This is a genomic window from Paludibaculum fermentans (assembly GCF_015277775.1).
GTDB lineage: Bacteria > Acidobacteriota > Terriglobia > Bryobacterales > Bryobacteraceae > Paludibaculum > Paludibaculum fermentans.
Genome location: NZ_CP063849.1, coordinates 3712139 through 3735895, shown reverse-complemented (window position 1 = coordinate 3735895; position 23757 = coordinate 3712139). Strand labels below are relative to the sequence as shown.

Sequence of the window (23757 nt, the reverse complement as noted above, 5' to 3'; positions counted from 1 at the left end):
TATATTTGAGCGATCTGGAATCCCAAACCGGGAGGGGGCTGGGCATGAGTGTTTTCACGATCCTGAATTGCGGCACCAATTTTGACCGCTCGAAACGGGGCGAACTGGTCGCTGACTTCGGAGCCATGCTGAACGGCGTGGAGTACCGGGACTTTCTGATCACGGACGGCGTCGGATCCAAAGGCACCACCGCCAATCCCATGCCGGGCACGTTCGATCCATTCACCAAAGACAAAACAGCCAAGGGGAAATCGCCGTCCTGGTCGAAGACTCCGATGCAGACTCTGTCGGATGTGTCCAAGGGCCAGGGGACCTTTTCGCCGACCGGGCACGGGGCGTTGCAGGCATTGACTTCGAGTACGGGCAAGACGAATGCGGCCATTACCGGCCATGGTTGGGACGACAACATCCGGCACGCCATTGCCGTGCTTGGCGATGTGTTTCCGAACCTGCAGGGCACCATCAACATGATTGGCTGGAGCCGGGGCGCGGTGACGTGTTTGCGCATGGCCAACTGGATTAAGGAATTCCTGGGGCCCGGGTTCGACATCAATATCTTCGCTGTCGATCCGGTGGCCGGCCTGGATGCCGGGGCGCGGCTGCAGGATACGTACTATGTGCCGGATAACGTGAAGAACTACGTCGGTATCCTGGCGCTGGATGACATGCGCGGGGACTTCAAGCCGCAGGACCTCAGCCGGTTGGTGATCCAGAACTGCATGATCACCAACCTGGCGATGCTGCCGTTTCCGGGTGTGCACAATACGCCTGTGCTGATGAAGAGTTCCAAACTGCCGGAGGTGACCCGGGTGGTGCGCCACCTGGCGTACAGATTCCTGACCGTGTGCGGATCGCAGTTCAAGATCCACGAGCCGGTTTTTTCCCAGATCGACTGCTGCCGGAATTACGCGGCGATGATGCTGAAGCGGTCGGAGTACGCGAAGCTCGGGAAGGGTTTCAAGAACTCCCTAATGGGCGGGCTGATGGACAGGTCAGTCAAGGCGAATGTCCAGGGATACGTCGCCGCGGATTCGAAGTTCTTTGTGAACGAGCATCACCGGGAGTGCTTCCAGATGGCCTACCCGGAGATCTACAACTACTTCTTCACGAATACGGTGCCGAATCCGTTGGGGAAGGCGACGACCAGTTTCCTGGCCACGGACCGGTGGGCGCAGAAGCTGCAGCAGTTGTACCAGACCGATCCAGATTCGTTCGAGCTGCTGTCGAGCGTGTACCTGGTGGAGCGCAAGGGCGGCATGGGGTCGCCAGCGGTGTGGACGGTGTGCGGGCCCGGGGTGGGCGCGGTGGCGGTGCCGACGCCGCCGAATGTGACGGCGGTGGTGCGGATGCTGTGCTGAGCGGCGGATTCTCCCGAGAAATGCGGTCGGCCGTCCGGGCGGCGGAGGGTTTATGCCGCGCAATGCCTGAATCAGATTGGCGCAGCTATACTCGATAGAAATGTTGAAACCTTGGGTGGCGCAGGCGATTTTCTGGTTTGTTCGAGCCGGGCTTTTTGCTGTAATTGCCGGGACCATTGTGCTCGCGTGGCGGCTTGGTTCTGTCAGATCGAAGCCCGGTCCGGCCGGCGCGGCCGCCATCGTGTTGCTGGTAGGCCTCTATCTGGCTGTGGCCTGCGCAGGCATGGTTATCGGCCACGACCAGGTGGTCCTCTTTGCAGTGCCCGTGTGTCTGCTCACCTTCGGTTGGATCCTATCCTTCCGCGTGAGATCAGCATTGATGATGCTGATTCACATGCCTATGGTGTTGGGGCTGGGGTTGGCCTGCCTGTTCATTTGGACTGCGCTGACTCCCATCAGTGATCCCGTTGTGCCCGAGTGGGAGCAACGGGTCAGCCGAAATCTGATCTGCCGGACCTATCCGAAAGACGAGGATTCGCTGCCAGTGACCCGGCTGATGCTACTGCGTGAGACGGATGACCGCGTCAAAGACGAGATCGTCAGCGACTCGCTGGCCAATCTTAGTCCGGTGACTTGCCGCTGCACTCAGGCGGCGAACGGGACGGTTGTAGTTATGGAGATGCGCGATAAAGCTGGGAAGGTGTCGCGGAAGGAAGTCACGGTTGCCGGACCTCAGGGCAACTGAGCGCGACTGTCCTGAACGCGCAGCTGATTTTCCCCTTCGTCTGCCTTCGCTTGAATCCATACCAGTTTTATCTGATATCCTGAGCGACCGTGGATAAGAGAACTTTCCTCAAACTGCTCTCGGCCGCGGGGGCCGCTCCGGTTACCACACCCATGTCCGCCTGGATGGCTCACGAGAAGCTGGCCAATTGGGCCGGAAATCTCACTTACAGCACGGACCGGCTGCAGGAAGCTTTCTCCGTCGATCAGATCAAGACCTGCCTGCGAGCGCAGAAGAAGGTGAAGGTACTCGGCACCAGGCACTGCTTCAACTCCATCGCCGACAGCAAGTTCAACCTGCTGTCGCTGAAGCCGATGCACGAGGTGGTCGCGATCGATGCCGCGGCCCACACCGTGACTGTCGACGCGGGCATCACGTACGGGCAACTGGGTCCGTATCTCGACAGCAAGGGCTTTGCGCTGCACAACCTGGCATCGCTGCCGCATATCTCGATTGCGGGGGCGTGCAGTACGGGCACGCACGGGTCAGGGGAGAAGAACGGGAATCTGGCTACGGCGGTCGCGGCGTTGGAGTTGGTTACGGCGGCGGGCGACGTGGTGACGCTCTCGCGGAAGGCCGATGGCGACACGTTCCGGGGTGCGGTGGTGGGGCTCGGGGCTTTGGGGGTGATCACGCGGATCACGCTCGACATCCAGCCCAAGTTTTCTGTACGGCAGTGGGTCTACGAGAATCTGCCGCTGTCGCAGATGAGGGACCACTTCGATGCGATCCAGGCCAGCGGGTACAGCGTGAGCCTGTTCACCGACTGGCAGAAGCAGCGGATCAACGAGGTCTGGATCAAGAGCAAGGTGGGCGACGGGCCGCCTTTCGCTGCGCCCGCCGAGTTGTTTGGCGCGAAGCGCGCCACAAAGAACCTGCACCCCATTGCCGAGCTCTCGGCGGTGAATTGTACGGAACAGCTGGGTGTGGCGGGTCCCTGGTACGAGCGGCTGCCGCACTTCCGCATGGGCTTCACACCCAGCGCCGGGAAGGAGTTGCAGTCGGAGTTCTTCGTGCCTCGAAAGAATGCGGTCGATGCCATCCTGGCCGTCGAACGGCTGCGCGACCAGATTACGCCGCATCTGCTGATCTCGGAGATCCGCACGATTGCCGCGGACGATTTGTGGATGAGCGCCAGCTACAAACAGCCCAGCGTGGCGATCCATTTCACCTGGAAGCCGGACTGGCCGGCGGTGCGGAGCGTTCTGCCGGTGATCGAGAAGGAGCTCTCGGCCTTTCAGTACCGGCCGCACTGGGGCAAGCTGTTCACCATCGCGCCGGCGCAGCTGCGTTCGCGGTATGAGAAGCTGCCGCAGTTTCTTGCGCTGGCGGCGAAGTATGACCCGGCGGGGAAGTTTCGCAACGATTTCCTGGATACCAACCTGTTCAACCGGTAGCGGCTTGAATGGGGCCCACTCCGGCCGCCGCGGATCGCCGTATGATCATAGGGCGGGATCGATTCATTCATTCGGGAGTTGCCCATGCCAGACACACCATCCATTCCTCGTAGAAGCATTCTCACCGGCGCCAGCGCCGCATTCACTACCTCGCTGTTCACCGGCCGGGTCCGGGGCGCCAACGACCGCATTGCGGTGGGATTTATCGGCCTCGGGGCCATGGGCTCGGGCAACCTCTCCTACGCGATGCAGGTTCCGGAAGCACAGCCCGTCGCAGTGTGCGACATCTATGGTCCGCACCTGGAGCGGGCCGTTTCCGCCGCCGCCAAGAAAGGCGTGCAGGTGAAGGCCGTGACCGATTTCCGGGATATTATCGCCGATAAATCGATCGACGCGATCTGCGTCTCGACGCCCGACCATTGGCACGCCTACATGACAGTGGAAGGCTGCAAAGCCGGCAAGGACGTATACGTCGAGAAGCCCGCCTGCACTTACATCAACGAAGGCAAGAAGATGGTGCAGGCCGCGCGAAAGTACGACCGTGTGGTGCAGGCGGGTACGATGCAACGCTCGGGCGGCTACTTCAAGAAGGCGGCCGAACTGGTGAAGAGCGGCATTCTCGGCGAGATCACGTTCTGCCACGCATTCCAGACGGGGCTTACAAAGGAAGCCGGATTCGGGGATCCGGGTGACACCACGCCGCCGGCCGACCTGAATTGGGATATGTGGCTCGGACCGGCGCCCAAGGTGCCGTTCAATCCCAATCGCTGGGGTGTGAAGACCACCACCTTCCCGACCTTCCGCTACTTCTGGGACTATGCCGGCGGCGCGATGACGGATTGGGGTGTGCACCTGATCGATCCGCTGCACCAGTGTTTTGACGAAGTGATGCCTTTGTCTGTATCGGCCATGGGCGAGAAGTTCTATGTGAAGGACAATGTCCAGACGCCGGACACAATGCTGGCTACTTTCCGCTATCCCAAATTCCTGAGCTCGTACGAGAGCCGGACCTGCAACCCGCTGCCGATGTTCGGGACGACGCAGGGCGCGGCGACAACGATTCATGGGACCGAGGCGAGCCTGATGGTGAACCGTTCGGGCTGCTGGCTGATTCCGAACAACCCGTCAAAGATGGAGCCGCAGACCTGGGAAAAAGACAAAGAGATGAGCCAGATGAATGTACCGCACTGGCGCAACTTCATGGAGTGCATCAAGTCGCGGAAACGGCCTACCAGCGACATCGAGACTTGTGTCCGCTCCTCCGCTACCTGCATCCTGGCCAATCTCTCGATGCGCCACAAGACGTGGCTCGATTGGGATGAAAAGGAGTGGACGGTGAAACAGGATGCGGTGAAGCCGGCGTTGGTGGAGAAGTATCGCGCACCCTGGAAGTTAGTGGTCTAGGTTCGAGTCGAATTCCTGAGGGAAATACTCCGGCCCGATGGCGGTTCCGTTGCAAGCGCCACCGGGCCGGAACTGTCTTCAAGCTGCTGCCTTGCTGCCGCCGAATGCGAGAATGGTGGCGTGTTGAAGGAAACGCGTGTCGCGCTGGTGGGCTGTGGCTGGGCTGCCCAGAATCTGCATTTGCCTGCGTTGCGGCGGGCAGGCGGCATCCGGTTGGTGGCCGCGGCGGATCCGAATGAGCGAAACCTGGCCGCGATCGCCTGTTCCCGGAAATTCACCGAGATTGAACGAATGCTGGGCGAAGTGGATTGCGATGCGGTCATCATCGCGTCGCCGCCGGTAGCGCATGCCAACGCCGTTGAGTGGGCCTTGCGCGCAGGGCGCGCGGTCCTGCTGGAGAAGCCCCCCGCGGCCACACGCGAAGAGGCGCACCGGATTCTGGATTGGGCCGCCGCGTCGAAGCTGTTGTGCGTGCCGGCATTGAATCAGCGCCATCATCCCGAACTGATCCAACTGAAGCGCCGGTTGGCCAGCGGCGAATTCGGCGACATCGAAGCGGTGAATGTGGTTTGGACCTCGGGCTCGGCTCTCAGTCCGCGGGCGTGGTTGCGGAGGCGCGAGCAGGGCGGGGGCGCGATGCTCGACCTCGGGATCCATGTGGCGGATCTGTGGCAGTGGCTGTTGGGTTCGGAGATTGAGGGCATCCAGGCCACGGGGCGCTCTGAATGGATCGACGATCAGACGGTGGCTATCCACGGACGGTCGTCGCGCGGCGCCGTGGTTTCCGCCGTCCTTTCCCTCGCTTCCACCGACAGATTTGACATTGAGGTGATCGGCAAAACGGGCTCGGCGCGCGTCTTTCCATATAGACGCATGAAGGAATCCTACACTGGGCAGTGGCAGGCCTTCGAGACGGCACTCGCAGGCCAGCCTTGGACCGGGGCGACGTTAGCCGAAGGCGTGGCGGCGTTGGACTCGATGCTGGACGCGGCCATGGAACTGCCGCTGGCTCCGCGCTGGGACGCGCGGCCTGTGGAATATCCACTCTCGCTGGTGTGCTCGACGACGCGGGACTATGAAGCCATTCGGACGACGCTCTCCTACCTGCGCCGGCAAACCATGGCGAGCAAGCTCGAGCTGATCCTGGTGGGGCCGAGTGAGGCCGCTTTGCGTGGGCCCGCCGGCGAGACGGAGGCCTTCGCGTCGGTGCAGCGGATCGGACTGGGCGAAGTCCGCTCGATCGCGCACGCCAATGCGGCAGGGGTGCGGGCAGCGCGCGGCCGGCTGGTGGTGTTCACCGAGGATCATTGCTTCCCCGAGCCCGACTGGGCGGCGGCCCTGGTGGCGGCGCACGAAGGTCCGTATGCAGTGGTCGGACCGGTGATGCGGAACGGCAATCCCGATACGCTCGTGAGCTGGTGCGATTTCCTGATCGGCTACGGGCCCTGGATGGAGCCAATGGCGCCGTGTTCGCCCGACTTTCTGCCGGGGCACAACAGTTGCTACAAGCGCGACATCCTGCTGGAACTGGGCGGACGGATGGAGGCGCTGCTGGAGGCGGAGACGGTGCTGCATTACGAACTCAGCGCCAATGGGATCCCGCTGAGAGTGGAGCCGGCGGCGCGCGCGCGGCACATCAACTACTCGAAGTTGAGCGTGTGGATTCCGGTGCAGTTGCTTTGCGGACGCCTGTTCGGCGGTTCGCGCGCGATGTCGTGGAGCTGGAAGCGGAAGTGGTTCTATGCCGCAGCTTCGCCCCTGATTCCGGCCGTGCGGTTGTGGCGATGCGCTCGTGAGATGTACAAGCCAGGCCGGAGCCGCGGCTTGTTCTGGAAGATGCTGCCGATGCTGACCTTCGGGCTGATCCTGGACGGGATCGGTCAGATGGCCGGGTATTTGTGGGGTGCGGGCGACTCGATGCGGCGGCTGGCGTTCTACGAGTTCAATCGCGCTGACCACGTCAAACAGCAAGAGAGGGCCTTGTGGACTTCAGCGTCGTAATCACGACGTGGAACCGGCCGGATTCGCTGGCGCAGTGCCTGGATGCACTGGCGGCGCAGGTGTATCCCCCGGAGGCCTTCGAAGTCGTGGTGGTGGACGACGGCAGCCCGACGCCACTGGATGAGCGGGCGGTGCAGAGATCGGGGAGGAATGTGCGGTTGGTCAGGCAGGTCAATTCGGGCCCAGCGGCGGGCCGCAATCTGGGTGCGCAAGCAGCCTGCGGCGAATGGTTGGCGTTCACGGATGATGACTGCCGTCCACGGCCCGGGTGGCTGGCGGCGATGAAGCGCGTCCTGGGGACTCATCCTGGCGCGCTGGTTGGCGGGGTCACGATCAATGCGTTGAAAACGAATGCGTACTCCCAGGCCAGCCAGTCGATTCTGGATGCGGCGTACAGGTATTTCAATCCGGATCCGGAGAATGCGCGGTTCTTCGCGACCGATAATCTGGTGGTGGCGCGCGAGCGGTTTCTGGCTTGCGGCGGATTGGACGTGAGATTCCGGGTGGCCAGCGAGGATCGCGAGTTCTGTGAACGGTGGCTGGCCGGCGGCGGGCGGATTGTGACGGCGGAGGATGCTGTGGTGGACCACTTCCACGCGCTCACCTTCCGGACCTTCTGCCGGCAGCACTTCCAATATGGCCGTGGGGCGGCGCAGTTCCACAGGGGCCGGCTGGGCCGGCTGAGGCGGGATGTTTCGTTCCGCTGGCGGGTCCACGACTGGCTGGTGCGGCCGGTGCGGGAATCGCCCAATCCTGTCCTGGCAGCCGGGTTGGTGGCAGCGTGGCAGTTGGCGAACACAGCCGGATTTTTCTGGGAGAGCCTGCGGTTGCCGTACCGCGATCCGCGGCCGATGTCGCCGACGAATCTTCGGAATTGACAGAGCCTGGCGCGTCCTGGAATGACGAACTGACGGGAACGTGCGGCGGGAGCTCCCGAGCACTCCGTGCCAAGCGCCTTTCCAGCTCACTGCCGTGGCGGAGGATAAGTGTGCAACTGGTGGCGGACCGTGGTCCGCCAGTCCTGGATGGGGGGCGCTCCGGAAGAGCGGAAGAACCCTGCCAGTTCGGTGCGAAGGGTGGCCGCGGTTCGAGCATAAGCCGCGTCGCGGAGGACGCTTTTCGTTTCGCCGGGGTCGGCTTCGAGATCGTACAATTCGCTGGGGAACTCAGCGGTGCGTTCAATGTACTTCAAGGTCTGCGTCCGCAGGCCGCGCACGTTGGCGTACTCAAAGTAGAGGCGATTGCGCCAGTTTTGAGCTTCGCCGCGCAGGAGGCGCGTGTAGCTGCGGCCGGGCCGGCGGCCACCTTTCGGCGCCGGGACCTCGAGGTAGTCGAGGATCGTAGGGAAGAAGTCGTAGCTGGAGACGAGCGACGGGATGACACGGTCGGCGGAGATGCGGCCGGGGTGGGTCCAGATGAGTGGGACCCGCAGGGCTTCCTCGTACATATTGAAGGGCCAGGTGCCGTTGCCTTTGCCCCAGACGCCGTGGTGGCCGGCGCTCCAGCCCTGGTCGGCCGTGAAGATAACCAGGGTGTTCTCGCGAACACCCATCTGATCCAGGCGCTGCAGGACGCGGCCGATGTTGTGGTCCATGCCGGTGATCAGGGCGGAGTAGCCGAGTTTGCTGGCACGCTGGCCGTGGTGCTGGGCAAGTTCCGGATTCTGCCAGGGGTGTTTGGGCGCATCCGGAAAGCATGAGAAGTTGGAACTCCGGTAGGGCTCGCGGAACTCCTCTGGCTGGTAGTCGTACGGCGTGTGCGGGGCGTAGAACGGCAGGTGCAGGACGAATGGCTTGTTCCTGACTGTGTCCAGGAACTCGAGCGCTCCGTCGGTGACGAGATTGGTCTTGTAGCCTGTCAATTTGCGGCGTGTGCCGTTGGTGACGAACTCGGGGTCGCGGTAAGTGCCTCCGCCGCCGGGCACGGTGTGCCAATAGGAGAATCCGCGCTGGGCCTTGTCGTCGTCGCCCATGTGCCACTTGCCGCACATGCCGAGCGTGTAGCCCTGCGCCGCGAGCGCTTCGCTCCAGGTGGGGTGGCCGTCCAGGAACCGGGTGGCCGTGGGGCCGAAGCTGTCGCTGGGCTGCAGGTAGTCCTGGACGCCGTGTTGGGACGGGATCAGGCCGGTCATGTACGTCATGCGGCTGGGCGAGCAGACCGGAGTGCAGGCGTAGGCGCCGGTGAAGCGAGTTCCGGTGGCGGCCAGGCGGTCGATGTTGGGTGTCTGGATATCCGCGCAGCCATAGCAGCCGTTGGCCCAGGCGCCGTGGTCGTCCGACATGAAGATCACGACGTTAGTGCGGCTGGCGGCGGCGCGGGAAGGCAGGAGGAGGAACGGCGCGGCCAGGACGGAGCGGCGGCTCGGCATGCTAACAGGTTAACCCGCACACTCCGGCGGAAGCGGCCGGGGCGGCGGCATCAGACTGCGCGCGGATCCCCAACGACAGGCATCATGGCGCGCAGCCGGCCGTTCCGCAACCAGAGTCCGCACCAGACGAGTGAGCCCATCATCACCGGAAAGAGAAGCGTGAACCAGGAAGGATTAGCGCGCAGGTGAGTGGCGACGGCTCCACCCAGGTAGCCAGTGAGGAGCACGGCTCCGAGGACGGCGGTGCGCGGAATGAGATACAGGATCGTACAGGCTGTCAGGAGAAGGCCCAGGGGTACAATGACGGCCTCCGTGAAGCCCAACTGCAAGGTGCCTTGCACTACCGGCACGGGTTTGAAGAGTTTAGCTACCCCATCGGCGAGCAGGAACAGGGCGGGCAAGGCCGTGATGACCCTGCCGGTCCAGAGACGTTTCCTGGAGGCAATCTGCGCGGTTGAATTGGTGTTCATGTTGATCTCCTGATTACTTCCGTTTGCTGGCATCCCCGACTTCGGCGTTCAGGGCAAGAACCTTCTGGATCCATTGATCGACCGGGAACTTCCGCAGGTCGCCTGGGACGCGCAGCTTGATGTGGCGCACGCTGCCGCCTTCGCCTTCCAGCAGACCTTCCGGATCGGGCAGGGCGGTGCCATGCCAGAACCCCAGGGTGACGTGATGGGTGGCAGGCTTGAAGAGGATGAAGGGGCCGCCGGAATCCCAGATGGGGTGACCCCACTTGATGAGCACGGCCGCTGCGGGCGCCTGCTGGGCTACCGTGTCCCGAACCTCGGCGAAGATGGCCTGCTGTTCGGGGCTGAGCCGCGCTACCCATTGCTCGACGCTGCCGGGCTTGGCGGAGGATCCTGAAGTGACCGCGGATTTCGATTTAGTTGATTTGTCCATGGCTGGCTCCGAAGGGGGTTGGTCAGCGGCTGCACGGCGGCGGTTCAGACATCGAACGAACCTCGCACTCGCCCTCATAGCCGGGTCCGAGTGTTTTCACGTGGAGGTCCATCATGAGCCGGCCCTGCTCGACGGCGGCCTCCCTGGTCGGGGCTTCGATCACCGCGAAGCCCGCGATCAATTCCTTGGTTTCCGCGAAGGGGCCATCGACCACGCTGAGAGTGCCTTTGGACGCCCGGATGCGCGTGCCCTGGGAACTGGGTCCCAAGCCGCCAACGGAGATGATGATTCCGGATTTCATCCCCTCCAGTGTCAGTTGCCCGACGGCAGCCATTAATTCCGGGCTGGGCGGCAGGCCCGCCTCTGACTCCTGGGTAGCCTTGATCATCAGCATGAATCGCATTGCCGTTCTCCGTTTCATTCCAATCGCGGCCGAAGCCGCGCTCTAACTTGACGTCGAGTGAATGAATGAGAGATCGACAGAGGAGAGAGGAATATTTCGGAGGAGGGAGTCCCGCACGCCAGGAGCGGCGTGCGGGGACGTTCGCGGGGGTTGAGGAGACTATTCCCGGACTTCGGAGGCGGCCGGCTGGGCAAGGTCCAAGTGTTTGCTGAGCTTTCGCACGAACTCCTTAGCGGCAGTGCGGCGCGACGATTCATCCGTGCCCATCCGGAATTCGTGTGATGTCAGGACCTTACGAGTTGACGCCTCGCGGAGTTCCAATCTGGCGTCTTCGGCCCGGCCGGTCACTTTGCGGTGCATGATCTGGGCTGCAGCCGTCTCGAACTTCGGGCCCAGATTTACTGTGAAGTGCGGGTTAGTGTGCGTATCGTGGAATTCGATGTTCAGCTTCAGGTTTTCGGCCGCGGTCCGGATGTGAGGAGCGAAGTCGCGGGCACGGTCGAGAACTACGATCCTGGGCTGGTCGAAGGCGAAGCAGGGAAGGGCGCTGAGCGCCGCAATGGCGAACATGACTGACTTGGTCATGTTTCTATCTTACGATAGCCGAATTGATTCAATCAAGACTATTCGGATTTACTCCACGGCGGGGTCACGCCGGATATCCGGGCGTAGGCGATCATCTGCCCTAGGTGTTCGTTGGTATGGGCCAGGATGCGGAGGTAGATCGCATTGGCCGTGGCCGGTTTGCCGAAGAAGTCCACCTTCGTGGACAAGCCGGCGGCGCCGGATTCGGCGTAGGCCTTCTCCACCGCTGATTTGGAACGCACCAGCAGGTCGACCGTCTGGTCCTTGGCGGCTTTGGTCTTCTCCCAGCCCTGAATCTCCTTCACGTCGGGCCAGGAGCCGGGCGCCGCGGCTTTGCCGAGCAGCATCAGGTTGCCCGCAGCCAGGTGAACGAAGACTTCTCCGGTGGAACGGACTCCCGGCGCCGGTCTCCAGCCGAACTTCCCGGCCGGGAACGCCTTGGCCAGATCGATTGTGTGTTGGGCGGTATAGCCGAATTCCCCGAGGTATTCGGAGGTTGCGCTGTCTGATTGCGCGGCTGCCGGGGCGGCCAGCAGGGCGAGTGAGAAGCCGCGTCTGGATGTCATGAGTTCATGCTCCCTTCTTCCTGGCATAGTGCGCCAAGGTCTTTGCGATATAAGACGCGGCATCCGGCGTTTCGCACGAAGTTTCGCCGTGATCGACCACAACTTTGCCGATGCGGGCCGCGGTGACGAGCACCAGAGGGCGGAGGGGTTCGCGGTGAATCCCGATGTTGATCATGACCCCGTTCATGGAGTGGCGCACGCGGTTCATCGATTTGTGGATGTTCTTCTCGATGAAGGCCAGGGTCTCCTTCAGGTACTCGTCCGAGAGATCTTCGCCGCCGGAAATGGCGTAGGAGAGTAGCAGCCAGCCGGCTTGCGCGGTGAACTCCTCCTTCGACTTCATCCACTTCTCGCGCATTTTGCGGGCATGCGGGGTTTGGGCGGCGAACTTCCCGAACAAGTCTGTGAGCGAGTATCCCTCGAGGTCCTTGACCCAGCGGTCCAGTTCGGCCGGAGTCATGGCTTGCGGATCGGCGATCATAGTGGCCAAGACGCGGGCGTCGAAGTTCCCTGTGGCCCAGAGCTGACCGGCCAGGGCATGGTCCTGTTTGATCTTTTTCTGGAGTTTGCCGAAATTGGCGAACGAGACTCCGAACATAGGTTCGACTGCGCCGTGGCGGCGGTAGATCTTGCGGGCCTGTTCGGTGCCCAGCGACTCGAGCGTCTGCATTGCTTCCTGCAGGGTCATGGTGGCTCTCCTCGATATCCGATCACCGGACAGGATAACAGTCCGGGTCGCTGGTGGCGCTCTGCGATATACTCCGCCTCAGCATGATTTCCCGAATTCTATTCACCCTGATTGCCGTGCTTGGCATTGTGCAGGCCGCCGAAGTCAGCAAGGGCGTGGTGGCGCGCAACGTCCTGACGATGAAGTACCACAGCGAGTCGCTCAATGCCGATCGCCTGTGCAACGTGATCCTGCCGATGGACTATCAGCAGTCGACGCGCCGGTACCCGGTGCTTTACCTGCTGCACGGCCTGGGTGACGACCATACGGCCTGGACGTTCATGACCAATGTTTCCGCCTATGCGAGCCGTTTCGGGATCATCGTGGTGATGCCGGACGTGGGCCGCAACTGGTATGTGAACAGCGCGGCCGATCCAGCGGCGAAGTATGAGGACATGATCGTCAAAGACCTGATCCCTTACATCGACAGCAACTATCGCAGCATTCCGCTGCGCCGCGCGCGGGCGGTGGCGGGGTTGTCGATGGGCGGATACGGAGCGATGTTCCTGGGCTTGAAGCACTCCGGGCGCTTCGCAGCGATTGGTGCGTTTAGCGGAGCCCTGGCGATCTCGCACAGCGCGCCCATGGCGGTTCCGGCGACGGCTACGGCGGAGGCTCGGAAGCGGACCGAGGAGATGAACGCGCTGTTCGGCGCCGCCGAATCAGAAGCCCGGAAGGAACGGGATCCGTTTGAGCTGCTGGATAAGGTTCCGGCCGGCCAGATGCCGCTGCTGTATATCGCCTGTGGCGGGCAGGATTTCCTGATCAAACAGAACCGGGATTTCGTGGACCTGCTGGCCTCCAAGAAGATTCCATATGAATACAGGGAGATCTCGCCGCGCGTGCATTCGTGGGATTTCTGGGATGACCAGATCGATGTGTTCCTGGGGATCCTGGCGCACACGCCGGGCTTCCCGATGGGACAGCCGCATCCAATGCTGCCGCAACCGATGCCGCAGAACTGAGGGGCGGTTCACTGCCCCTTCGGAACGAAGGCGAAGCTTCGGATGGCGACGTTGGCGCTCCGATTGAACCGCTGGCCGCCAAGACGGAAATCGATGATGATGCGGTCGAAGCTGTCGATGGTGGGATGCACCGGGATGGGAAAGCGCAGGACGGATTCGCCCGGTCCGGCGACTCTTTGCACGCCGAGGGACTGACGAGGAGCCTGGTGGACCTCTGAGGTTGTCAGCACGACGTCCAAGGCAACAGACTGCGGCATGGGGTCAGTGGTTTCGATGGTGACCTCCAGGGCCGAGCAGCAACGCGGGTCGACGGCAGAGGGCAGCTGCTGGTGGGCCTGCATGGTGAGGAACCCGTGATGGCCGGCGGTGAAGCTGTAGCTGACCGGTGAGTCGTGAAAGACCTTGGCACTGGCGGAGGGGCGCCGATGAGGCGGTGAGAGGATCCAGTAGAGGCCGGAGAAGGCGAGTACCGAGGGTGGGGTTGCCCGAGGCCGGGCTGATCCCACGCGGCCGTGCGGGATAGGGATGCTGAGTTTGGCGGCATTCCGGCTGTCGGCCAGAAGGATCGCTCCGGAGATGAGATCCGCATTGGATGGGCCGCCTGCCGCATCAGGCCCGCGGGCTGCCACGTTATGGCTTCTGACTGCGCGGAAAGCCGGCAGAGGGATCAGCGCGAAACAGGCCAGCACCAGGGCCAGGCTCGCCTGGAGCAGGAAGCGAAGCCACGGGCGGCTGTCTTCCTGGGGGGCCTGCGTATCCGGCGCCGAGGCAGCGATTAGCGAAGCTGCGGTACCTGTCAGAATCGCGGCAGCCAGAAAGTAGCCTCCAACGGAGCAGGCCGCGGAGAATTCCAGGATGGCCGCCGCCGCGACGGCGTAAGCCAGTTCACGGGTGAGTTGGCTGGGATAGCGCGCGGTGAACAGGATGGCTGGTTCGTCATCCCCGGCGGCTCCCGGTTCCGCGATGAGCCGCGCGGAGCCGCGCAACAGGCGGCCCGCAGCCAGGCCGCAGAAAAATGCCACCGGCAGCGCCAGCAGCGAGTTCTGCGCGGCGATCGCCGCGATGGGGGCGAACCATGCGCCGATGGCCGCGGATCTCCAAGCGAGGGCAGAGGCCTGCTCATCGGAACAGGCGGTGAAGTAGGGGAGGGTGAGCCTTGCTACGAGGGCGGTGGCGCCCGCCGCGATCGCCACGGCGAAGAGTGCCTTCCAGATGGTCCAGCCCGCTGGATCGGAGACGGGTTGCGGCCTGGGCGCGGTGAGGGCTGCGGCGGCGAGTCCGGCCAGCAGGCAGGCGGCGAACGGGAGCCAGGGCAGATCCCGTTCCGCCAAGTCCTCGACCGGGCGCGGACCTGCCACAACGGAAAGACTTAAAGGCATGGCGTCTCCATGTTGACCGTTGTGCATTGAGACACTGAGCGCGTTGTGCCGGTTCCCGAATTCGAGCAATTTGCCGCGCTGCTTCACGGCGAATTTACGGATGTTTTGGCGAAGTATCCGGAAATTCCACTCCTCGTGCCGGCCGCCTGAGGGCTCGGATCCGCCGTTATAATGGAGGCCGCCGTGCATCTCACCTCCTGGTTCTTCAAGACCGCGATTGCCCTGCTGGCCGCCTGCGGAGGGCTGTGGGCGGCGGGGCCGCTCGACTTTGGCATGGCGGAGTACCGGAAGGCCCTCGAGGCGCGGGGCTTGGCTCCGGAACGGAATCAGATTCTCACTGAGTTTTCAATGGTGCTGTCCGGGGACGGCTTCTCCATCACCGGGAACATCATCCGGGGCGGCAGCCAGCGAGGGCTGATGTACGGGCTGCTGGAGGCGGCGGAGCAGATCCGGCGGTTGGGGCACCTGGCTCCGGCGAAGGTCGATCCGCCGAACCAGATGCGCGGGATTCGCTGGTTTCTGCACAACGAAGAATTGGAGCGCGGCTGGTATTACGACCACGAGCACTGGCGCGCGTTCTTCGAGATGCTGGCGCGGAACCGCTACAACCGGTTCAATCTCGTCTTTGCGCACCAGACAGATTACCTGGCCCCGCCGTATCCGTTCTGGGTGGAGGTGCCGGAGTTCCCGCAGGTGCGTGCGAAGGGGGTGACGGCGGAGCAGCGGGCGAAGAACCTGGAGACGCTCAAGTTCATTGCCCAGACCGCGAATGAGTACGGCATCGATTTCACGTTGGGTGTCTGGGAGCACGATATCCAGCGCGGCATGACGCCGAGTGTGGAGGGCCTGACGCCGGAGAACATCGGGCCGTATTCGTACGCGGCGTTGAAGATGGTGCTGCAGGCATGCCCGGGGATCCGCAGTGTGCAGATGCGGACGAATGGCGAGTCTGGGATTCCGGCGGACCGGCAGGTGGCGTTCTATCGCGACTATGTGTTCAAGGCCCTGCGGGACACAGGGCGGCTGGTGCAATTGGACCTGCGCGGCTGGCTCATGCAGTCCGGGCTGATGGAGGCCGCGCTGAACGCGAAGGTGCCGCTGCGGCTGTCGTCGAAGTATTGGGCGGAGGATCTGGGGCGGCCCTATCCGCCGGCGGAGACATGGCCCAACTACTCGTTCCTGAACTTCCTGGAGAAGCCGCCGGTTTCCGAGCGGCCGCGGCTGTGGCAGTTCTACTGGGAGTTGTGGGGATTGGGTTCACACCGGCTGTTGATGTGGGGCGATCCGGAGTATGTAAAGCGCGCGGTTGCCACGTTTCCCATGAGTGGCGCGGCCGGCTTCGAGATCGATCCGCCTCTGGCGCAGAAGGGCTTCGGCAATCGTCCGGGCCAGTGGGGTGTCTTCACTGAGGCGCAGCAGGGCCGGGTGTTCTGGAAGTGGGAGTGGGAGCGCTACTGGCTGTTCTACCTGTTGTGGGGGCGGCTCAGCTACAACCCCGAAGAGTCTGAGCGGGTGTGGATGGACGAGTTCCAGCGGCGCTTCGGAGCGGCCGGGAAGGATGTCTTTGAGGCCACGCGGAACGCCAGCAAGGTGTTGAACGAGATCGTGGCGGTGCATCTCGCCGATCCGAATATGTACATCTGGCCGGAGATCAACCCCGGCGGCCTGATTGATTCGTATGCCGATGTGCGGCCCAGCGACTGGAGCTATGTCGCGTCGTTCGAGGAGAACGCACGAAACCGGTTGGAGGGACGCGGGTCCGCCAAGCATACGGCGGTGCAGACGGCGGACCATTTCCACTCGTACGCGCTGGCTACGGAGCAGGCGGTTGCACGGGCGCAGGCTGTACTGGGGGACGGTCATAAGGAATGGTCTGGTACGAAGCCGGATCTGGACGTCCTCACGCTGCTGGCGCGCTATCACGGGCGCAAGCAGATGGCGGCCGATCATCTGGTGTGGTTTGAGCATACGAATGACGAGACTGCGCTCTATGCGGCGCAAAGGGAGGTGTCCGGTGCGCTGCTGGTGTGGCTGCAATTGGTGAAACTCACTGATGGACTCTATCCCGGCGAGATGGCCTTCGGCCCCGAGGATGTGGGCCATTGGAAGGATAAGCTTGCCTACCCGCAAAACGATGTGCAGACGCTGAAAGAGCGGGTGGAACTTTGGAAGAAGTACGGGCGGGCGGATTATGGGTTCGACTTCGGTGGGCCCGTGAAGGATGCGCGCGAGAACAGCTACCGGCAGAACCGGTCGGTGGAGCAGAGCAACGTTCTGGCAGGCTTCGCAGCGGTGTCGCCGGAGACGGTTTTTGATGAGCAGCGAGGCTACGGGTGGGTACAAGCCGGGGGTCTGACGGCCAACGCCCTGCCGCTGGTGCCGTACGCGGAGGTGCGGGCTGTTGCCCGCGATCCCAGGAATCTACCCGCGAATCTGCTCTTGGGGGACTCGATTGAGGGGACGGGCGGACAGATCTTTCGGGTCAAAGTGAAGGGCGAGGAGTTTAAGGCGCTGCTGATCAAACCTGACGGTTCCGCGGACGAGAAGGTCGTCAGGGCACAGGCCGGCGTATTGGATGTGGCGATGCCGGAGGGGGCCTGGAAGTATGGCGGACTGATCCTCCAGAACGCGGCCCCGCCGCCCATCCCGCAGCGGTGGCCGAATCCGGTGGCCAAGCCCACAATCGAGCACAATGCGCCCAAGTTGATTTTTGCCGGCAAGCCCATCCAACTGCTGCTGCGGGTATACCCATTCAACAACGTGAAGACGGTGCGTCTGCACTACCGGCCGCTGAATCAGTTGGCCGTCTGGAAGGCGATGGATGCGCCGCCGCAGCACGCGCTGTTTTCACTCACGGCCGAGGACACCGACCCGCATTGGGACCTGCAGTATTACTTCGAGATTCTGAACAACGAGGGCTCCGGCTGGTTCTATCCGGACCCGGCGCAGGCCCGGCCCTATTTTGTGGCGACGGTGCAGATCGAGGTGCCCCCGCCACCGCCTCCACCGGCTGCGCCCCCGCCGAATGAAAGCGCTCCCCCTCCCGGCGGCGCCGTGAAATAATGTCCCCATGTTCAGACGCAGTCTTCTTCTCTTCGCCGGCGTCCTCGTTGCGACGCTCGGGCTGTGGGCCCAGGACGCACCCTACCTCACCCAGGAGGGATGGAAGCCCCTGTTGAACGGGACGAACCTCGAAGGGTGGCACGCCATGGATCCCACCAAGCCACACGAGTGGGTGGCGGCGCGCGGGATCCGCTTCGACCGTATGTACTCGCCGAAGGCGCTGTCCTTCGTCGGTAGCGCGGGCGACCGTATGGTGAACGGGAAGAATGGCCGCACGCAGAACTTCGTCACCGACCAGAAGTTCGGCGACATCGAACTCTACATCGAGTGGATGATCCCCAAGGGTGCGAACTCCGGTGTGTACCTGCATGGGCTGTATGAAATCCAGATTCTGGATAGCTTCGGATCGCAGGATCTGACCACTGGCGACTGCGCGGCCGTCTATCACCGCTGGATCAATAACCGGCCTGTGGGCGGCTCCGCTCCAAAGGTGAATGCCATGCTGGCGCCCGGCAACTGGCAGCGGTATCACATCTGGTTCCGCGCTCCGCGGTTCGATGCTTCCGGCAAGAAGACGGAGAATGCACGGTTCCTGCTGGTGATGTTCAACGGCGTGGAAGTGCAGCGGGATGTGGAAGTGCCGGAAGGCACGCGGGCGCATATGGAGATTCCGGAAGCGGCTACGAATCCGCTGATGCTGCAGGGCGACCATGGTCCGGTGGCCTTCCGCAACATCTACTGGCGTCCGCTGGGCGAGATCCCGGAACGCTAAACCGCATGAGTTGGATCGACATCTCCACGCCTATCCGGAGCGACATGGTCGTGTGGCCCGGCGATACGCCTGTCCGCGTCGAACAAACCATGTCCCTGGATCGGGGCGATCCGTTCAATCTGACCGTGCTCGGCATGACGGCTCACAGCGGGACGCACGTCGATGCGCCGCGCCACTTTCTTGCCGATGGCGTGAGCATGGAGCACATGCCGCTGGATCAACTGATGGGGCCGGCCGTGGTGATTGAAGTGGACGACCCGCAGGCCGTGCGGGCGCGGCACGTTCCGGATGATCTGCCGCCGGGCGCTCGGGTGATTTTCAAGACGCGGAACTCACGAGAGTACTTGACGCAGACGGGGTTTGTGGAAGAGTTCGTATACGTGTCGGAAGAGGCGGCGCTGAAGCTGGCCGCTGCCCGAGTGAGGATGGTGGGCGTGGATTACCTGTCGGTGGGCGGCTTCCAGAATGACCTGCGGGAGACCCATGTGGCGCTGCTGGGCGCCGGGATCTACGTCATCGAGGGACTGGTGCTGACACACATCGAGCCTGGTTCGTACGAACTGGTGTGTCTGCCTTTGCTGATTCCGGGCTCGGACGGATCGCCGGCCCGTGCTTTGATTCGACGATTGCCCTAGTGGGCGCTGACCTGCGGCTGTGGGGCGTTCAGCTTCACTTCGATGGTGCGCTCAGCTTCATTGACTTCGAAGGTCTGGCCGAACGTCTGGTAGCCCTTGGCGATAACCTGGATGAGGATGTTGCCCTGGGGCAGCGGCGGGATCTTCGCCACACCTTCCTGGTTGGTCTTCATCTGCCACGCAGTGTGCGTCCGCTTACCCAGCTTGACGTAGTTCCGTCCGGGCGAGAACTTCACGATCACGCTGGCGCGATCGATGGGCTTCTCGGTATAAGTCTTGACCTCGATCTTCAGCGAAGTCATGGGTGGGTCCGCCAACACAGGGAAGGCGAAGACCAGCAGGGCCATCAGAGCGAGAAAACGCGATCGCATATTCTAATTCTAAGCGATGTCGGGCAGAAGGGCTCTTCCGGCCGGATAAACGACATCGGCCGCTTTGTAGCCGCTACGAACGGCCCCTTCCATGGTGGCCGGCCAGCCGGAGCGGGTCCAGTCACCGGCCAGGACGAGATTGGGGACATTGGTGCGGGCTTCGGGCCGCAGCAGTTCCAGGCCGGGTTTGGCGGAGAAGGTGGCGCGAATCTCTTTCACGACGTGTGCTTTCACAAGCTTCGCGTTCTGCGCGGCAGGGAAGAACTCCTTTAATTCTCGGACGGCCAGATCGATCACTTCGTTTCGCGGTAAATCAGTGAGAGTGCGCGAGGCGCTCACGACCAACTGGATATAGCGCCCATCCTGCTTGTTGAACGCCCACTGGAGCGTGCGATCGAGCAGGGTGGCGTGCGGCAGATCGGTCACCGGGCGGTCGAACCACAGGTGAATGCCGGTGATGGGCGAATGCTCGAACGGCGAGTAATCGATGCTGAGCGGAGTTGCCAGCAGGGCCAGACGCTCAAAAGGCAGGGCGGAGATGTAGTGATCGGCCGTGAAGCGCTCGTCGCCGGAGTAGGCCGCCTTGACGAGGCCATCCTCGAATTCGATACGGGTGACTGGGGTGCGGAACCGGATGTTGACCCCAGGGATGCGTTTCCAGGCCTCCTGCGAGTAGAGTTCACCCAGCGGAACGGCGGGGACGCCCATCTGATACGAGTTGGACGAGGCGAGAAAGCCGAGATAGAAGACCTGGAAGCCATGGGAAGCGGCCATGCGGTCGAGTTCCTCGTTGATGGAACTGACGAGGATCTGGCGCCAGAAACGCTCAATGGCCTGGGCGGGCTGGTGCTTTTCCTTGAGCCAGTCGAGCATGGTGATGGCGTCAAGATCCTTGCGGGTATGCCACTCGCTCTGGATGGCGAGCAGGGCACGGCCGACGGCGATTTTGTCGGAAAGCGACAGGAAGTGAAGGGTTGCGAACGAGCCGGTGAAGTGCAGCGGCTTGGGCAGGATGCCGGCCTTCATCGTGGAGGTGCGCCCGCCGGGCTCGATGAAGAAGAATTCCTTATGGAAGTGAATGCTCTGCTCGACGCCGAGCCGCTGATAGAAATCGAGCAGGTTGACGCAGCAGCGCAGCAGAATGTGCTGGCAGTTGTCGATCACCTCGCCGGATTCGTCGGCGGGCAGAGGATAGGACGTAGCGCGACCACCCAGGAAATGGCGTGCTTCGAGGACCGTGACCTGATGGCCGGATTGGCCGAGGGCCGCGGCAGCAGAAAGCCCGGCGAGACCGCCGCCGAGCACGAGAACATTTGGCATCTTCAGGACATGACGGGGAGGCGGGAGCGCTTACCACCGCCACCGTTGGAATCCCAGTTCATGGCCAACCAGGCGCAAATGAAGAGGAAGAGAATGTAGATGGCGTCGGATAGGTCCATGGTTTTTCCAGTATTCAGTCTTCTGCCTTAGGGCGCAATGGCACCCTAGTTCCAGTACCCAGTGATCCAACCTAGAGTTACGCCCTCCACGCAGCCTAGTACGGGGAATGCAGCCAGCGCGGTTGCCAGCCGTTTGCCCCAACTCCAGCGTCGTGGAAAGATGCCCAGCACCAGCTGAGCCACAACGACCACACCAAATAAGATGCCGTGGCCGGCCTGTCCGATGCTGCACCAGGGACAGTGTTTGCCGGTGAGGCTGTGCACATTGCAATGGGCATCCCGGGCACCCCACATATGATCGCAGCCGCAGCGGAAAATCAGGCTGCACAGATCCATATAAAGCGCACAGGTCACGGCCGCGGCCGTGCATCCCACAATAATTCCGATCAACAACTGCCGGTACATCGTCAGTGGGCTACTTTGGCGCGCCCGTAAATTTTGACCATGTTCCGGATCATCTGCAGGCCATGCTCACCGTCTGTGGAGAGCAGGCTCTCGGGATGAAACTGTACCGCTTCCACGGGCAGGTCGCGATGGCGAACGCCCATGATGATGCCGTCTTCGCTTTCGGCGGTGATCTCCAGGCACGCAGGCAGTTTGTCGCGCAGTGCGTAGAGCGAGTGGTAGCGGCCGACTTTGACCTTCGGCGGAAGTCCTTCGAAGACACCGAGATTGCGGTGCTCCACCCACGACGGTTTGCCGTGCATGGGGTAAGGCAGCACGCCCAGTTCGCCGCCCCAGGCTTCCACAATACCCTGCAGGCCCAGGCAGACCCCGAATACGGGGATACCGAGCGCGGCGGCGTGGCGGGCGGTCTGCGGCACGTTGAAGTCGTTCGGGCGGCCAGGCCCGGGGGAGATCATGACAATGTCCGGTTTGATCTCGGCGATCAGCGAGAGCGGGAAGCCGCTGCGGTAGGTGACCACCTCGGCTCCGGTCTGGCGCGCGTAGTTGGCCAGGGTCTGGATAAAACAGTCGTCGTTATCGACCAGGAGCAGCTTGATGCCGCGGCCGTAGTTTTCCGTTTCCACGCTGGCGGCAGCGGCTTTGGGCTTCACCTGCAGGGAGCGGAAGAAGCCCGTGGCCTTCAGCCGGGTCTCCTGCTCTTCGGCTTCGGGGATGGAGTCGTAGAGAAGGGTGGCGCCTACGGGATAGCGGGCCAGGCCGTTCTTAAGGTGAACGGTACGGATGAGGATGCCGGTGTTCATGTCGCCGTTCAACGACAACATACCCACCGCGCCGCCATACCAGCCGCGCGCATTCTTTTCCAGATTCTCAATGGCCTGGGCGGCCGCCTTCTTGGGTGCGCCGATCATGGTGACTGCCCACATGTGAGATAGGAAGGCGTCGAGCGAATCGAACCCTTCGGCCAGCGTGCCTTCGACGTGATCGACTGTGTGAAACAGGCCGGCGTAGCGCTCGATCAGGCGGCGGCCGATGACTTTGACTGAGCCCGGCTCGCAGACGCGCGACTTGTCGTTGCGGTCGACGTCGGTACACATCGTCAGCTCTGACTCTTCCTTGGGTGAGTTGAGCAGATCGCGGATCAGATCGTGGTCGCGCAGCGGATCGCCCGTGCGGCGGGCCGTGCCGGAGATAGGGCAGGTCTCCACCCGGCGGCCTTCCACGCGGACGAACATCTCGGGGCTGGCGCCGATGAGTTGCTCGTCTCCGAACTGGAGCAGGAATTCGTAGGGGCTGGGGCTGGTGGTCTGAATGCGTTGGAATAATTCAGACGGGCTGCCTTCAAAGCCGGCGGAGAATGTCTGGCGAAGAACGACCTCATAAAAGTCGCCCTGCTTCATGCCGCCGCGTACGGTTTCGACCTTGGCGGCGTACTCTTCGGGTGCATGGTCGGAGATGATCTCCAGTGGAGCGCTGGCGGCGACGGGCGGGATCTCTTCGGCGGTGCGCGAAAGGCCGAGCGTCGAGATGGATTCGAAGTCGAAGTCGTACTGATAGCGCTCAATGACTTCGCGCTTGCGGTCCATGAAGCAGATGTCGTCGCAGAAGTAGAGGTGCAGGTCCTTGTGGCCGTTGCGCGGCAGCTTCAATTCGATGGGATCGAACTGAAACAGCAGGTCGTAGCCAAAAGCACCGACCAGCGAAAGCCGGGTGTCCTTGGGATTGCGGAATTCATCCACCAGGGCGCGCAGGACTGAGAAGCAGGAGGGCTGCTTGCTGCGCTCCTCTTCCGGAAAGAGGGCAGGCAGCGGCTTGAGGCGGCCCTGCAGCAGGCCGGCGGACAGGCCAAACGACTCCCAGTGCGGATGATCCTTGAGGGCGGCATACAGCATCTCGGCCAGCATCTGGCCGCGTGTGTTCAGCGGACGGAATTGGATCTCACGGCCGCGGCCGGTGATTTCGAGGGGCGGGCAGAGGCTGGCGATGTCCCATCGGGCATAACGCTCCGGGTATTCATAACCCGAGGACAGATAGATGCCACGGTGGTGATCCAGTTCGCGCAGCAGATGGTCGAGGCCGCGCTTGAACGGAAGCCGTGACACCGTACGGGACACGTCAATCCCGCTCTTAGAGGTGTAACGAAGCGTTCGCATGGGAGGGCTGTTCTTCTAGGTTAACATTGCAGAGATGCGACTCCTCTGCCTCCTACTCCTGGGACTCGTGCCTTTGACT

Annotated in this window: 22 protein-coding genes; 10 read left to right on the top strand and 12 right to left on the bottom strand. The window is 62.6% G+C overall.

What is annotated here, in order from left to right; translation table 11 throughout:
* Nucleotides 1–44: 44 nt before the first annotated feature.
* From IRI77_RS14570 to IRI77_RS14545, 6 genes are all read left to right on the top strand, one after another.
* Nucleotides 45–1358, top strand: coding sequence for a DUF5621 domain-containing protein (locus tag IRI77_RS14570; RefSeq protein ID WP_194452772.1), 1314 nt, complete (start codon nucleotides 45–47; stop codon nucleotides 1356–1358).
* Nucleotides 1359–1458: 100 nt separating this feature from the next.
* Complete coding sequence (locus IRI77_RS14565; protein ID WP_194452771.1) at nucleotides 1459–2103, top strand: hypothetical protein; 645 nt, start codon at nucleotides 1459–1461, stop codon at nucleotides 2101–2103.
* Between the two features lie 89 nt (nucleotides 2104–2192).
* Nucleotides 2193–3539, top strand: coding sequence for an FAD-binding protein (locus IRI77_RS14560; protein WP_228486747.1), 1347 nt, complete (start codon nucleotides 2193–2195; stop codon nucleotides 3537–3539).
* Nucleotides 3540–3623: 84 nt separating this feature from the next.
* Entirely contained in the window at nucleotides 3624–4943 is a 1320-nt protein-coding gene (locus IRI77_RS14555) for a Gfo/Idh/MocA family protein (protein WP_194452770.1), read from the top strand.
* Between the two features lie 120 nt (nucleotides 4944–5063).
* Nucleotides 5064–6944, top strand: coding sequence for a Gfo/Idh/MocA family protein (locus IRI77_RS14550; RefSeq protein WP_194452769.1), 1881 nt, complete (start codon nucleotides 5064–5066; stop codon nucleotides 6942–6944).
* Complete coding sequence (locus IRI77_RS14545) at nucleotides 6926–7822, top strand: glycosyltransferase family 2 protein (protein WP_194452768.1); 897 nt, start codon at nucleotides 6926–6928, stop codon at nucleotides 7820–7822. Before IRI77_RS14550 ends, IRI77_RS14545 begins: the two co-directional genes overlap by 19 nt.
* 86 nt (nucleotides 7823–7908) lie before the next feature.
* Here the strand turns inward: IRI77_RS14545 and IRI77_RS14540 are convergent, their stop codons facing one another.
* From IRI77_RS14540 to IRI77_RS14510, 7 genes are all read right to left on the bottom strand, one after another.
* Complete coding sequence (locus IRI77_RS14540; protein ID WP_194452767.1) at nucleotides 7909–9312, bottom strand: sulfatase family protein; 1404 nt, start codon at nucleotides 9310–9312, stop codon at nucleotides 7909–7911.
* Between the two features lie 50 nt (nucleotides 9313–9362).
* A complete protein-coding gene (locus tag IRI77_RS14535; RefSeq protein WP_194452766.1) occupies nucleotides 9363–9782 on the bottom strand; it encodes a DoxX family protein in 420 nt (139 codons plus the stop codon).
* 13 nt (nucleotides 9783–9795) lie between these two features.
* Nucleotides 9796–10215, bottom strand: a complete 420-nt coding sequence (locus IRI77_RS14530) for a DUF1801 domain-containing protein (RefSeq protein WP_194452765.1) — start codon at nucleotides 10213–10215, stop codon at nucleotides 9796–9798.
* A 22-nt stretch (nucleotides 10216–10237) separates the two neighbouring features.
* Entirely contained in the window at nucleotides 10238–10618 is a 381-nt protein-coding gene (locus IRI77_RS14525) for a YciI family protein (RefSeq protein WP_194452764.1), read from the bottom strand.
* Between the two features lie 159 nt (nucleotides 10619–10777).
* A complete protein-coding gene (locus IRI77_RS14520) occupies nucleotides 10778–11203 on the bottom strand; it encodes a hypothetical protein (protein ID WP_194452763.1) in 426 nt (141 codons plus the stop codon).
* A gap of 38 nt (nucleotides 11204–11241) precedes the next feature.
* Nucleotides 11242–11769, bottom strand: coding sequence for a DinB family protein (locus IRI77_RS14515; protein ID WP_194452762.1), 528 nt, complete (start codon nucleotides 11767–11769; stop codon nucleotides 11242–11244).
* A 4-nt stretch (nucleotides 11770–11773) separates the two neighbouring features.
* Entirely contained in the window at nucleotides 11774–12457 is a 684-nt protein-coding gene (locus IRI77_RS14510) for a DNA alkylation repair protein (protein WP_194452761.1), read from the bottom strand.
* 83 nt (nucleotides 12458–12540) lie between these two features.
* Here IRI77_RS14510 and IRI77_RS14505 point away from each other — a divergent pair, with 83 nt between their 5' ends.
* Complete coding sequence (locus IRI77_RS14505; RefSeq protein WP_194452760.1) at nucleotides 12541–13461, top strand: alpha/beta hydrolase; 921 nt, start codon at nucleotides 12541–12543, stop codon at nucleotides 13459–13461.
* An 8-nt stretch (nucleotides 13462–13469) separates the two neighbouring features.
* Here IRI77_RS14505 and IRI77_RS14500 read toward each other — a convergent pair whose 3' ends face one another.
* Nucleotides 13470–14840: a hypothetical protein gene (locus tag IRI77_RS14500; RefSeq protein WP_194452759.1), complete on the bottom strand. Its 1371-nt coding sequence runs from the start codon at nucleotides 14838–14840 to the stop codon at nucleotides 13470–13472.
* Between the two features lie 183 nt (nucleotides 14841–15023).
* On the opposite strand from IRI77_RS14500, the gene IRI77_RS14495 reads away from it, so the two are divergent.
* The 3 genes from IRI77_RS14495 to IRI77_RS14485 are packed head-to-tail and all read left to right on the top strand — an operon-like array spanning nucleotide 15024 to nucleotide 19310.
* Complete coding sequence (locus tag IRI77_RS14495) at nucleotides 15024–17903, top strand: hypothetical protein (protein ID WP_194452758.1); 2880 nt, start codon at nucleotides 15024–15026, stop codon at nucleotides 17901–17903.
* A gap of 7 nt (nucleotides 17904–17910) precedes the next feature.
* Nucleotides 17911–18675, top strand: coding sequence for a 3-keto-disaccharide hydrolase (locus IRI77_RS14490; protein ID WP_194452757.1), 765 nt, complete (start codon nucleotides 17911–17913; stop codon nucleotides 18673–18675).
* Nucleotides 18676–18680: 5 nt separating this feature from the next.
* Entirely contained in the window at nucleotides 18681–19310 is a 630-nt protein-coding gene (locus IRI77_RS14485; protein ID WP_194452756.1) for a cyclase family protein, read from the top strand.
* On the opposite strand, the gene IRI77_RS14480 is transcribed toward IRI77_RS14485, so the two are convergent.
* From IRI77_RS14480 to IRI77_RS14465, 4 genes are all read right to left on the bottom strand, one after another.
* Nucleotides 19307–19681 carry a carboxypeptidase-like regulatory domain-containing protein gene (locus IRI77_RS14480; RefSeq protein ID WP_194452755.1) on the bottom strand — a complete coding sequence of 125 codons (375 nt, stop codon included), beginning with the start codon at nucleotides 19679–19681 and terminating at the stop codon, nucleotides 19307–19309. The genes IRI77_RS14485 and IRI77_RS14480 overlap by 4 nt on opposite strands.
* A gap of 9 nt (nucleotides 19682–19690) precedes the next feature.
* Nucleotides 19691–21001 (bottom strand): hydroxysqualene dehydroxylase HpnE, encoded by a 1311-nt coding sequence (gene hpnE / locus IRI77_RS14475; RefSeq protein ID WP_194452754.1) that lies wholly within the window; start codon nucleotides 20999–21001, stop codon nucleotides 19691–19693.
* Nucleotides 21002–21165: 164 nt separating this feature from the next.
* On the bottom strand, nucleotides 21166–21525 hold the full coding sequence (locus IRI77_RS14470; RefSeq protein WP_194452753.1) for a hypothetical protein: 360 nt from the start codon (nucleotides 21523–21525) through the stop codon (nucleotides 21166–21168).
* A gap of 2 nt (nucleotides 21526–21527) precedes the next feature.
* Complete coding sequence (locus IRI77_RS14465; RefSeq protein WP_194452752.1) at nucleotides 21528–23678, bottom strand: anthranilate synthase component I; 2151 nt, start codon at nucleotides 23676–23678, stop codon at nucleotides 21528–21530.
* Nucleotides 23679–23757: the final 79 nt, after the last annotated feature.